This is a genomic window from Nocardioides hungaricus, from assembly GCF_054782915.1.
Genome location: NZ_BAAGRO010000061.1, coordinates 85,875 through 98,458 on the forward strand (window position 1 = coordinate 85,875; position 12,584 = coordinate 98,458).

Annotated in this window: 8 protein-coding genes; 2 read left to right on the forward strand and 6 right to left on the reverse strand. The window is 74.2% G+C overall.

The features are described 5' to 3' along the window. Window positions 1-33: 33 nt before the first annotated feature. Window positions 34-1,407 (reverse strand): TldD/PmbA family protein, encoded by a 1,374-nt coding sequence (locus tag ACYVKX_RS21475; protein ID WP_460835734.1) that lies wholly within the window; start codon window positions 1,405-1,407, stop codon window positions 34-36. After that, window positions 1,404-2,927, reverse strand: coding sequence for a TldD/PmbA family protein (locus tag ACYVKX_RS21480; RefSeq protein ID WP_460835735.1), 1,524 nt, complete (start codon window positions 2,925-2,927; stop codon window positions 1,404-1,406). Before ACYVKX_RS21480 ends, ACYVKX_RS21475 begins: the two co-directional genes overlap by 4 nt. Window positions 2,928-2,958: 31 nt before the next feature. On the opposite strand from ACYVKX_RS21480, the gene ACYVKX_RS21485 reads away from it, so the two are divergent. Continuing rightward, window positions 2,959-3,657: a sulfotransferase family protein gene (locus ACYVKX_RS21485; RefSeq protein WP_460835736.1), complete on the forward strand. Its 699-nt coding sequence runs from the start codon at window positions 2,959-2,961 to the stop codon at window positions 3,655-3,657. Here ACYVKX_RS21485 and ACYVKX_RS21490 read toward each other — a convergent pair. The 4 genes from ACYVKX_RS21490 to pepN all read right to left on the reverse strand — a co-directional run bounded on the left by ACYVKX_RS21490 (window position 3,647) and on the right by pepN (window position 10,793). Beyond that, the gene (locus ACYVKX_RS21490; protein WP_460835737.1) at window positions 3,647-6,241 is read right to left on the reverse strand and encodes an AAA family ATPase; all 2,595 of its coding nucleotides are present in this window, start codon (window positions 6,239-6,241) and stop codon (window positions 3,647-3,649) included. The two genes, ACYVKX_RS21485 and ACYVKX_RS21490, sit on opposite strands and share 11 nt — an antisense overlap. Continuing rightward, complete coding sequence (locus ACYVKX_RS21495; protein ID WP_460835738.1) at window positions 6,238-7,404, reverse strand: exonuclease SbcCD subunit D; 1,167 nt, start codon at window positions 7,402-7,404, stop codon at window positions 6,238-6,240. The genes ACYVKX_RS21490 and ACYVKX_RS21495 overlap by 4 nt, the downstream gene beginning before the upstream one ends. Before the next feature lie 120 nt (window positions 7,405-7,524). After that, window positions 7,525-8,352: a formate dehydrogenase accessory sulfurtransferase FdhD gene (locus tag ACYVKX_RS21500; protein ID WP_460835739.1), complete on the reverse strand. Its 828-nt coding sequence runs from the start codon at window positions 8,350-8,352 to the stop codon at window positions 7,525-7,527. Beyond that, the gene (gene pepN / locus ACYVKX_RS21505; RefSeq protein ID WP_460835740.1) at window positions 8,349-10,793 is read right to left on the reverse strand and encodes an aminopeptidase N; all 2,445 of its coding nucleotides are present in this window, start codon (window positions 10,791-10,793) and stop codon (window positions 8,349-8,351) included. The genes ACYVKX_RS21500 and pepN overlap by 4 nt, the downstream gene beginning before the upstream one ends. A gap of 32 nt (window positions 10,794-10,825) precedes the next feature. On the opposite strand from pepN, the gene ACYVKX_RS21510 reads away from it, so the two are divergent. After that, the gene (locus ACYVKX_RS21510; protein ID WP_460835741.1) at window positions 10,826-12,553 is read left to right on the forward strand and encodes an aminotransferase class V-fold PLP-dependent enzyme; all 1,728 of its coding nucleotides are present in this window, start codon (window positions 10,826-10,828) and stop codon (window positions 12,551-12,553) included. Window positions 12,554-12,584 lie beyond the last annotated feature (31 nt).

The following is a 12,584-nucleotide window of genomic DNA, read 5'->3' on the forward strand; positions in this document are numbered from 1 at the left end:
AATGCGCGATCAGTGCATCGGGGCCGGGCTGATCTACTGGGCCTGCGAGACGCTCGACATGTTGAAGTCGGGCACCCGCAGCGCCGGCATCGCGGTGCGCGAGAAGTAGTCGTCGCCCCACTCGCGGCTGAACGCGGGCCCGCTCGCGGAGGCGTGCGTGAACCGATTGAGGAGGTCGACCGGGCTCTCGTTGAACCGGAAGTTGTTGACCGCGCCGGCGATCTCGCCGTTCTCCACGAGGTAGACGCCGTCGCGGGTGAGGCCGGTGAGCAGCAGCGTCTGCGGGTCGACCTCGCGGATGTACCAGAGGCAGGTCAGCAGGAGGCCGCGCTCGGTGCCGGCGACGAGGTCCTCGACCGTGCCGGCGGCGCCGTCGACCGCGAGTGCGAGGTTGTCGATGCCGGGCGTCACCGGCTGCGCCGTCATCGCGGCGCTGTGCCGGGTCTGGATCAGTGCCGTGAGCTCGCCGTCCCGGATCCAGTCGGTGCGCTCCAGCGGCAGGCCGTTGTCGAAGACCGACTCCTCGTTGCCGGAGCTCGAGGCGACCGCGAACGGCAGGCACTGGAGGCCGTCGTGGGACGGGTCGGAGAACAGGTTCACGCCCGGCCGGGCGATCCGCTGGCCGATCCGGGTGCCGCCGCCACGCCGGCTGTAGACGGACTGGCCCTCGAACGCGACCCGGGCGCCGGCGGACCAGTAGGCGTCGATCATCAGGTCGGCCACCGCCGTCGGCGGCAGGATCGTGTCGTAGCGGCCGGCCGGCAGGTCGACGCGGCGCTGCGCCCACGCGAGCCGCCGGGCCAGCTCCTCGTCGATCGCGAGCGGGTCGACGTCGGCGAAGTCGCGGGTGGCGGCGCCGACCCAGGCGCTGCGAGTCAGGTCGGCGGTCTTGCCGGTGCACCCGACGTGGCCGGTGGGCTGCACGTGCCGCAGCCGCAGGCCCGTCGAGGAGCCGAGGTACGTCGTGGTCACCTCGTGGTTCACGAAACCGTAGAGGACGCGACCGTCGGCCCGCGCGCGGCCGAACGCCTCGCCGAGGGCAGGGGCGACGGCGTCGTACACCTGGATGCCGGTCGGCACCGGCGGGTCGTCCCAGTCGGGGGAGACCCGGTCGCGGACCAGCTCGGCGGCGTCCTCGGCCGGGTCGGCCTCGCGCACCGCCGCGTCGGCCGCGCCCACGAGCGCGCTGACGCCGTCGAGGGTCGTGGCGCTGCCGGAGACCGACGCGGTCGCGCCGCCGGCGAACGCGATCACGGTGACGTCGACGCCGCTCATCACGCCGTTGGTCGTGAGCGTGTTGTTGGCCCAGCGCAGGTTGGCGCTGGTGCGGGCGCGGACGATCGCCACGCAGTCGTCGGCGGTCGAGGTGGCGAGCGCCTGCTCGACGAGCTCCTGGGGTGGGTTCACGCCTGGCCCTCCTCGGTCGTGTTGAGGATGCGGACGCCGCGGAACAGCGCGGTCGGGCAGCCGTGGCTGACGGCGGCCACCTGGCCGGGCTGGGCCTTGCCGCAGTTGAAGGCGCCGCCGAGCACCCAGGTGTCGGGGCCGCCGACGGCCTCCATGGAGCTCCAGAAGTCCGTGGTCGTGGCCTGGTACGCCGCGTCGCGGACCTGGCCGACCAGCTCGCCGTCCGCGATCTGGTAGAACCGCTGGCCGGTGAACTGGAAGTTGAACCGCTGCATGTCGATCGACCAGGACTTGTCGCCGACGACGTAGAGGCCGCGCTCGACCCGGCCGATCAGCTCGTCGGTCGACGGGCCGCCGGGTGCCGCCCGCAGGGACACGTTGGCCATCCGCTGGATCGGGACATGGCCGGGGGAGTCGGCGTACGCGCAGCCGTTGGAGCGGCCGCCGTTCAGCTCCGGGTGCATCAGGCCCATCGCCCGGTCCAGCTGGTAGCCGACGAAGAGCCCGTCCTCGACGATGTCCCAGCTCTGCGTGGCGACGCCCTCGTCGTCGTACCCGATGGTCGCGAGGCCGTGCGGATGCGTGCGGTCGCCGGTCACGTTCATCGCCGGCGAGCCGTACTGGAGGGTGCCGAGCAGGTCGGGTGTCGCGAACGAGGTGCCGGCGTAGTTGGCCTCGTAGCCGAGCGCGCGGTCCAGCTCGGTCGCGTGGCCGATCGACTCGTGGATGGTCAGCCAGAGGTTCGAGGGGTGGATGACCAGGTCGTAGGTGCCGGCCTCGACGCTCGGTGCCTTGAGCTTCTCGGCGAGCAGCTCGGGGACCTGCTCGATCTCGTCGTCCCAGTCCCACGCCTCCTCGCCGGAGCCGGTGAGGTACTCCCAGCCGCGCCCGACCGGCGGGGCGATGCTCGCCATCGAGTCGAACGTGTCGGCGCCGGCGCCCATCGCCTCGAAGCCGGGGTGGAGGCGGATCCGCTGCTGGGTGGTGCTGGTGCCGTGGAGGTCCACGTAGTACTTGCACTCGTGCACCTGCAGCAGGTGCGCGGACGCGTGGTCGACGGCCGCGCCGGTGCGCAGCCGGTTGGTCCAGTCGACCAGCAGCGCCGCCTTCTCGGGCACCGGGACCTCGAAGGGGTCGAGGCGGTACGACGAGACCCACTCGACGTCGTCGTACACCGGCTCGGCCGCGAGCTCGACGGGGGCGGTGGTCATCTCGGCGGCGACCCGGGCGACCGCGACGGCGGTCTCGGCGACCCGGACCGCCTCCGCGGGCGTCAGCACCACGCCGGACGCGAAGCCCCAGGCGCCGCCGTGGATGACGCGGACGGCGAAGCCGAGGTCCTCGCTGTCGCTCGCGCTCTGCAGGACGCCGTCGCGGGCGACCAGGCTCTGGTAGCGCACCCGCTCGAAGCGGAAGTCCGCGTGGCTCGCCCCGAGCTCGCGGGCGCGGGCCAGCGCGGCGTCGCCGAGGCTGCGATGGGGGAGGGCCGTGAAGGACGGGTCGATGACCGGACCGCTCATGGCGCGAACCTACCCGACTAGGGTGCGGGGGATGAACGCAGTTGCCTGGCTGGGGATCGGGGCGCAGCGCAGCGGGACCGCATGGTTCACCGGGCTGCTCACGCAACACCCCGAGGTGGGGCTCGGGACCAACGGCAAGAAGGAGCAGCAGCTGCTGCACCGCGTCGCAGACGGCGCCGTGCCGGCCGAGGAGTACCTGGCGCTGTTCCCCGACGACGGCGTCCGGCGCGGGGAGTTCTCCCCGAGCTATCTGCGGCACCCGTCGGTCGGCGTCGCCGTACCTCGGCTGGTGCCGGACGCCCCGATCGTGGTGCTGCTGCGCGACCCGATCGACCGCTACCGATCGGCGATGCGGCTGGCCGTCACCCGCGGGAAGGCCGAGCTGTCCGGTACGCCGACCAGCCTGCAGACCTGGGCCGGCTACTACGCCGACCAGCTCGATCTGTGGGCGAGCCAGGTCGGCCGGGAGCGGCTGGTGGTGCAGGTCTACGAGCGGGCCGTGCAGGATCCGCAGGCGGCCGTCGAGGCGGTCTGGTCGCGGCTGGGCCTGGCCCCGGTGCCGGTCACCGCAGTCGACGAGAGGTCGCGGTCCAGCTCCGCGCCGGACGCCGACTGGTCGTGGCCGGAGGGGATGCGGGAGGCGCTGCGGGCGCTCTACCGCCCGCAGGCGCGCCGGCTGGCCGACGGCTGGGGTCTCGACGTGACCGGGTGGCGCTCGCTCAACGGCTGACGGCGAGCGTCGACCCGCGGCGATCCTTGCGGACCAGCAGCTGGGTCGGGATCCGGTCGCGCATCTCGGCGACGTGGCTGACGACGCCCACGACGCGGCCGCCGTCGCGCAGCGCGTCGAGGGTGTCCATCACGTCGTCGAGGGTGTCGGCGTCCAGGGACCCGAAGCCCTCGTCGACGAACAGCGTGTCGAGGTCGGCGCCGCCGGCCTCCTGCGTCACGACGTCGGCCAGCCCGAGCGCCAGCGCCAGCGACACCACGAACGTCTCGCCGCCCGAGAGCGTGGCCGGGTCGCGCGCCTCCCCGGACCAGTCGTCGCGGACCAGCAGGCTGAGCCCGCCGCGGGTCTCGCCGGCGCCGCGGCGCCCGGTGTGCTCGAGGGAGTAGCGCTGGTCGCTCATGCCGGCGAGCCGGGCGTTCGCGGCGGCCACGACCTGGGAGAGCCGGTAGCCCAGGACGTACGCCGAGAGCCGCATCTGCAGCCGGTTGTCGGCGGACTTGCCCTCGACGAACGCCGCGAGCCCGGTGACCAGGTCGAGGTCGGCGCGCAGCGGCGCCCACGATGCCAGCGCGGCGTCCAGGCGGGCGGCGAGGTCGGCCAGCCGGTGGGCGAGGGCGTGCCAGTGCTGCTCCTGGGCGCGGGCGTCGCCGAGGGCGGCGAGTGCGACCCGGTGGTCCTCGGTCAGCGCCGCGAGGTCGGGGAGCTCCGCGCGGGCGACCTCGTCGGCGCCGGGCTCGCTCAAGACGGCGGTGACCGCGGCGAGGCGGCGGTCGTGCTCGGCGAGCCGGTGGGCGAGCTCGTCGTACGCCCTCGGGTCGAGCGCGGCCGCGACCGCGTCGGCGGCGGTGTCGAAGCCGGCCTCCACGACGGCTGCGGTCAGGGCCCGCTCGGCCGCCACGGCGTCGTCGAGCGCGGCGAGCGCGGCGCGGAGGTCGCGCTCGTGGTCCGTGGTCGCCCGGACGGTCTCGTCGTCGTAGTCGGCCAGCGCCTCGGCGAGCTCGGTCGCCTCGGTCGCCAGGTGGTCGAGCCGGGCGTCGGCGGCGGCCGCCTCCGTGGCGACCGCGGGAGGCGTCACGTCGACGCGTTCGGCGGCCGTCGCGAGAGCGGTCGCGAGGTCGCGCACTTCGTCCTTGCGGAGGAACTCGGTCGCCGCGGCGTCGTCGGCCGCCTTCTGGGCGGCCTTCTCGGCCGCCTCGTCCGGGGCTCCATCGAGGGCGGTCGCCTTGTGGGGGTGGTCGCAGGAGCCGCAGACCGGGCAGGAGCCACCCACGACCAGGCTCGCCGCGATCTCGGCGGCCATCCCGTTGACGCGCCGCTCGCGCAGCCCGATCGCGTGCTCGCGCAGGTCGAGGGTCTCCTTGCGGGCCGCCTCGTGGGCGCGCTCTGCCTCCGCGTGGCGGGCGGTCAGCGACCCGACCTGCTCGCGCGCGGCGGTGCGGGCGGCCTCGGCGGCGGCCGCGAGCTCGGCCCGGCGGGCCCGGAGCCGATCGGCCTCGGCGCGCACCTCGCGCAGGCGGTCGGCGCGCGGCTGGAGAGCCCGGAGCCGGACGACCTCCTCGGCCGCCGCGGCTAAGCCCTCCTCGAGGGCGTGCCGGTCGGTGCTGGTGACGGCCCGGCGGGCGGCGACCGCCACGCGGTGGAGGGGTACGACGCCCGCGGCACGTCGTGCGGCACGCAGCCGCTCGCGGGCGGCGTCCTGCTCGGGCGCGGCGGCGGCGAGGCGGCCGTGCTCGATGGTCGCGGCGTCGAGCCGGGCGCGGCGCCGGGCGAGCGTCCGCGCGGCCTCCAGCGTCTCGCGGCTCGCGGCCTCGGTCTCGGCCGCCTCGGCGGCGGCGGCCGCGGCCCCCGCGGCACACTCCTCGGCGGTGCTCAGCAGGTCGCGCGCCCAGGCGGCGACGTCCTCGGCGGGTGCCGTGGTCGAGGTGGTCTCGCTGACCCGGCTGACCAGGTCGGCGACCTCGGCCTCGGCGGACTCCGACCGCTTGCGCAGGGCGAGCCGGTGGTCGCGCAGCCAGCGCTCGACGTCCTCGAACCGTCCGGTCCGGAACAGCTGCTGGAGCAGGTGGTGCCGCTCCTCGGAGCGGGCCCGCAGGAACTGCTGGAACCGCCCCTGCGGCAGCATCGCGACCTGGGTGAACTGGGCCAGGTTCATGCCGACCAGCCGGGTCACCAGATGGCCGGTCTCGTCGAGGCGGGTGCTGTGGGTGGTCCACTCGCCGGCGACCCGCTCGGCGATGCGCACCGACGCCTGCTCGGTGGTCCGGCCGGCGCCGCGCCTCTTGGGCCGCTCCCACGCGGGCGACCGCACGATCCGGAAGCGCCGGCCCGACAGCGTCGCCTCGAGCGCGACCCGCGGGCGGACGCCGGGCGCCGCCTGGTCGGACCGCAGCCGCCTGGCGCTCCCGCGGTCACCGGGCACGTCGCCGTACAGTGCGAAGCAGACGGCGTCGAGGACGCTCGTCTTGCCCGCGCCGGTGGGTCCGTGGAGCAGGAACAGCCCGGCGCCGGAGAGGTGCTCGAAGTCCACGGCGACCGTCTCGGCGAACGGCCCGAACGCGGTGACCTCGAGGTGGTGGAGCCTCATCGTGCCTCCGTGACCAGGACGTCGACGTCGGGGTCCTCGCAGCAGGCGTCGACCGCCTCCTGGAGGAGGGCGGCCTCCGCCCTCGTCGCGGGCGCGCCGCGCATGTCGGCGACGAAGTCGAGCGCGATGGCGTGGTCGGAGCGGCCCTCCCGCCGGGCGGTGGGTACGGCGGGCCGCTCGCCGCCGAGGGGCTCGAACCCGATCACCAGCGTGTGCGGGAACCGGCGCCGTAGCCGCTCCATCGCCTGCAGCGGGCGCACGCCGTCGGTGAGGGTCGCCTGCACCCAGGAGTCCTCGTGCTCGGTGAGGGTGAGGTCGTGGAGCAGCTCGTCGAGGGTGCCGCGGATCCGGGCCAGTCGGCGGGGGACCGGGGCCTCGACGAACTCGGCGCGCTCGAACCCGTCGGCGCCGAGGTCGACGAGCCAGGAGCCCTTGCGATGGCCGGCCTCGGAGAAGGAGTAGGCGAGCGGGGAGCCGGAGTAGCGCACGGCCTCGGTGAGCGTGTGCCGGCCGTGCAGATGACCGAGGGCGGCGTAGTCGACCCCGTCGAAGACGGCGGCCGGCACCAGCGACACCCCGCCGACGCTGATGTCGCGTTCGGAGTCGGAGGGCTGACCACCGGAGACGAAGGCGTGCGCGAGCACCACGGTCCGCAACCCGGGACGTCGCCGACCGGCATCCGCGCGAACCCGGCGCATCGCCTCGGTCAGCGCCGCCTCGTGCGAGCGGCCGGCCAGCCCCCACGGTTCGCGGACCGCGTCGGGGTCGAGGTAGGGGATGCCGTAGACGGCGACCGGCCCGTGCTCGTCGTCGAGCAGGACCGGCGTGCCGACGCTGCCGGCGTCGGTGCGGATGAACACGCCGGCGGCGTCGATCAGCCGCGAGCTGAACCCGAGCCGCCGGGCCGAGTCGTGGTTGCCGCTGGTCAGCACGGCCTTCGCCCGGCTGGCCGCCAGCCGCGCCAGCGCCTCGTCGGCCAGCCGCACCGCGTCGACGTGCGGGAGCGCCCGGTCGTAGACGTCGCCGGACACGACGACCAGGTCCACCCGCTCCGCCGCGACCACCTCGACCAGGTGGTCGACGTACGCAGCCTGGTGCCCGAGCATGCCCTCGCGGTGGAAGGACCGCCCGAGGTGCCAGTCGGAGGTGTGGAGGATGCGCACACCGCCACGCTAGGAGCGACCGCCGACATTCGTCGGGGTGGCGCGCCGTAGGGCTGCGGATTGGTCACCAACCGCAGATTTCCGGGCCGAAAACATGCGGTTGGTGACCAATCCGCAACATCAGGCGTAGCGCACGCAGCGGTCCGCGGACGCGAACCCGTAGAGCACCAGCCCGGCGTGGGAGGCCAGCCGGACCGAGAGCGAGGTGGGGGCACCGACGGCGACGAGGGTGCCGATGCCGGCGGCGACCGCCTTCTGCACCAGCTCGAACCCGGCCCGGCCGCTCACCACCAGGCAGGCATCCGCCGGCGAGGCGCCGGCGAGCACGCGGGCGCCGGTGACCTTGTCGACGGCGTTGTGCCGCCCGACGTCCTCGCGTACGACGAGCAGCTCCCCGGATGCGGTGGCGAGCCCGGCCGCGTGCACGCCGCCGGTGCGGGCGAAGACCGTCTGCCGCTCGCGGAGCGCGCCCGACAGGCGCCCTACCAGGTCCGGAGCCGGCAGCGGACCAGTCCACCGCGGCGCGACCGGCGCCGCGAGCACGTCCGCGATGCTGTCCTTCCCGCACACCCCGCACGCCGACGACCCGGCCCCGGAGTGCCGGTGCCCCGGGTCGCGCAGCGGAGGGGAGGACAGCGTCACCGTGACGACGTTGAGCTCCTCCTCCGCGGTGAGGGCGACATCGGTGCAATAGGCCACGCCCCGGATCGACGAGGGCGCCGCGACGCCCTCGTGGACCAGCCACCCGGCCGCGAGCTCGAAGTCGTGCCCGGGCGTGCGCATGGTGACCCATACCCGCCGCGGCGGCGCGGACGGCCAGGTCAGCCGGATCTCCAGCGGCTCCTCGGTCGCGAGCCGGTCCTCCCGGTTCCGCGAGCCCGACGCCGCGTGCTCGGTCACGCGGGCCCGGACCGTGGGCCCGGGACGGCGCGCGCGGTCGACACTCATGCCGACGGGTACGTCCTCGCCACGACCAGCCGCCGGGCGAGCGCGTCGGCCTGGTCGGCGAGCCGGCGGCGCACCGACAGGTCGAGGCCCTCGTCCGCCGCCAGCACACGGGTCCGTGTCAGCGTCGCCTCGGTCACCGACGTCCGCGGGAAGAAGAACTCCGTCGCGTCCGCCAGCACCCACCCGCTGCGCACCCCGACGGTCGCGGGGAGGTCCTCGAAGTAGCGGTCGACGTATGGCGCCGTCACGTGCTCCTGGCCGCCGCGCCACATGCCGAGCCCGGCCGCCTCGATCTCGTAGTTGGGGACGTCGACCTTGCCGGTGAACCGGTCCCAGGCCCACTCCTTGGCCCCGGCGTCGGGCAGCGACGCGACCGCGCGAGTGTGCGCGACCCGCGACTCGCCGTTCGGCTCCGCGTCGAGCGCGGCCCGCAGCTCGTCCCGGTCGGTCGCTCCCAGCACCGCCAGCCGGACGAGCAGCCGCCACCGCAGGTCGAGGTCGACCTCGATCCCGGCCGGGGCCGAGCCGAGCCAGCCCCGCAGTGCGGCCGGGTCCGCCGAGGAGGTGATCGCCGCGCGGAACGCCGCCAGCTGCCGCTCCGAGCCGGGCTCCAGCGAGCCGAGCTTCGTCAGCGCCGCCTCGTGCACGCGCGCCAGCGCGCCCTCGCCGGCGAGCGGCACGACCCAGTCGAAGACCCAGGCGAGCGTGCGTCGCCGGGTGTCCTCGGTGTCCTCGACCGGCAGGCTCGCGACGACCAGGTCGAGGACGGCGGCCGGGTCGACCGCGGCGTCCATGAGCGCGCCGCGCGCGCTGTTCCAGATCCCCGCCCGCAGGTCGTCGGGTACGGCGGGCAGCAGCTCGCGCAGCGCCGAGACCGTGACCGCGTCGACCTGGGCGACGTCCCAGGAGTCCTCGTACGGATCGAGGACGACGGCTGCCCCCTCTGGCACCGAGAGCGGAGTGGAGGGCGAGTCGAGCGTGATCGTCCGCTCCTCCCACACGCCGGCCACGGCGACCGCGGCACGGAACGTGTGCGCGCGATCGGCGGGATGCGCGACCGGGGGAGTGCGGCGCACCACGCCGGCCGCCCGGTCGAAGGTGAGCGTGTCGGCGCCGGCGGTGCGCAGCCAGTTGGACGTGAACGAGGACAGGTCGCCCGCGCCGGCGCGCTCCCAGGACGTGAACAGGTCGTGCATGGTGGCGTTGCCGAACCGGTGCCGCGCGAGGTGGTCGACGACGCCGTCGAAGAACACCCGGTCGCCGATCGAGGCGTTGAGCTGCTTGAGGATGCTCGAGCCCTTGGCGTAGGAGATGCCGTCGAAGTCCTGGAGCGCCGCGCTCGCGTCGACCGCGCCGTTGCCCGCGACCGGGTGCGTGCTCGGACCCTGGTCGGCGGTCAGCCCCCAGAGCCGGCGGTCGTAGGCGTGGTCGGTCCAGGCGTCGGCGTACTGCGTGACGTCGGCGGTGACCCGGACGCCCAGGTACTCGGCGAAGGACTCGTTGAGCCAGAGGTCGTCCCACCACTTCGGCGTGACGATGTTGCCGAACCACTGGTGCGCCATCTCGTGCGCGATCATGGTGGCGCGGGCGATCCGCATCCCGCGGGTGACCCGGCTGGTGAAGACGAGCGGGTCGCGGAAGGTCACGCAGCCCGGGTTCTCCATGGCGCCTGCGTTGAACTCCGGCACGAACGCCTGGTGGTAGTCGCCGAACGGGTAGCGGACCCCGAACAGCCGGTGCATCTCGTCGAAGCACTGCCGGGTCATCGTGAACAGCTCCTCGGCGTCCGCGTCCAGCGCCGACGCGAGGCTGGCGCGGGCCGAGAGCCCGAGCGGGACGCCGTCGTGCTCGTCGCGGAGCACGTGGTACGGCCCGGCGACGAGCGTCACGAAGTACGTCGACAGCGGGTGCGTGCGCTCCAGCTCCCACAGCATCGGCTCGACCTGCGTGGCCGGCGCGTTGCCGATCACGACCCAGTCGGCCGGCGCGGTGACGTGGAAGGCGTACGGCGCCTTGAGGTCGGGCTGGTCGAAGCAGGCGTAGACCGTCGGCGCCGCGTCCATGAAGCTCATGCCGTAGACGTAGTGCCGCCCGTCGGCCGGGTCGACGCTGCGGTGCAGCCCCTCGCCGTCGTTGCGGAACGGCATCACCGCGTCGACGACCAGCTCGTTCGCGCCCGCGACGGTCTCCAGCGGCAGCCGCCCGCGGTCCAGCAGGTCCGGGTCGAGGGGCGCGCCGTTGAGCCGGATCCCGTTCACCCGCAGCGGCTTCAGGTCCACGAACGTCGGCCCGCCCCGCGACCGGAAGCGGACGGTCGTCACCGACCCGAAGGAGCTCTCGTCCGCGGCGAGATCGAGGCGGACGTCGTACTCCTCGACGGCGATGAGCTCGAACCGGGCGACGGCCTCGGCGCGCTGGAGGCTGCGGTGGGGACTGCTCACGCGACCACCCTATGCCGGTCTACGCTGGCCGCATGGACGACGACAAGCGGGACCTCCTCGCGCTGATCCGCGAGTCGGTGATCGGCGAGGACCATCTGATGGACACGCCGTACGGACGCCGTCGGGTGACCTACGCCGACTACACGGCGTCCGGCCGGGCGCTGACGTTCATCGAGGACTTCATCCGCGACCAGGTGCTGCCCGGCTACGCCAACACCCACACGGAGTCCAGCGGCACGGGCCTGCAGACGACGCGGCTGCGCGAGGACGCGCGCGAGGTCATCCGGGCGGCGGTCGGCGGCGACGAGGACACCGTCGTGCTGTTCGCCGGGTCCGGCTGCACCGGTGCCATCGCCAAGCTGATCGGCATCCTCGGGCTGCGCATCCCGTCGGCGCTCGACGACGCGCACGCGCTGAGCGAGCACATCCCGCCGGCCGACCGGCCAGTGGTGTTCATCGGTCCCTACGAGCACCACTCCAACGAGATCCCGTGGCGCGAGTCGATCGCCGACGTCGTGACGATCCGGCAGGACCCCGACGGCGGCGTCGACCAGGACGACCTGCGCGAGCAGCTGGAGAAGCACGCCGACCGCCGGGTCAAGATCGGCTCCTTCTCGGCCGCGTCCAACGTGACCGGCATCGTCTCCGACACCGCCGGCATCGCCGAGCTGCTCCACCAGCACGGGGCACTCAGCCTCTGGGACTTCGCCGCGGCGGCGCCGTACGTCGACATCGCGATGGCCGCCGCGGACGGCCGTCCGGCGTCGTACAAGGACGCGGTCTTCATCTCGCCGCACAAGTTCATCGGGGGCCCGTCGACGCCCGGGGTGCTGGTCGCGCGCCGCGAGCTGTTCGCGAACCGGGTGCCCGACGTGCCGGGCGGCGGCACGGTCGCCTATGTCAACGACGACGACCACCGCTACCTCAGCGACCCGACCCACCGCGAGGAGGGCGGCACCCCGGCGATCATCGAGTCGATCCGGGCCGGCCTGGTCTTCCAGCTCAAGGAGGCGGTCGGCACCGCGACCATCCGCGAGCAGGAGGAGCGCCACCTGCGCCGTGCCGTGTCGGCCTGGCTGGAGGAGCCGGCCATCGAGCTGCTCGGCAACCTCGACGCGGAGCGGCTCTCGATCGTCTCGTTCGTGCTGCGCTCGCCGTCGGGCCGCTACCTGCACCACAACTACGTCGTGGCGCTGCTCAACGACCTGTTCGGCATCCAGTCGCGCGGCGGCTGCTCCTGCGCCGGCCCCTACGGCCACCGGCTGCTCGGCATCGACATCGAGCGCTCGCACGAGTTCGAGCGCGAGATCACCGGCGGCTGCGAGGGCATCAAACCGGGCTGGGTGCGGATCAACTTCAACTACTTCGTCTCCGACGCCGTCGCCGACTACATCGTCGAGGCGGTCCGGCTGGTCGCGCGCGAGGGCTGGCGGCTGCTCGGCGACTACCGCTTCGACGTCGCGTCGGGCCTCTGGCGGCACCGCGACGGTGTCGTCGCGCCGCCGCTCAGCCTCCACGACGTCTCGTACGCCGGTGGCCGGCTCTCGATGCCGCGCCACGACTCGACCGGCGGGGAGATGACCGGGGGAGAGGAGCTGCTCGCCGAGCACCTCCGCGACGGCGCCGCGATCCTCGCCGCGGCCACCGGCCCCGACCTGGAGTCGCACCCCGCCCAGGTCAGCGCGGACTTCGAGCACCTGCGCTGGTTCGACCTCCCCTCCTCCTGCCTGCACGAGGAGGGGCCGGGCGCCCGGCACTGAAGAATGCCGAGTCGGCGCGAGTTGCCCGGCA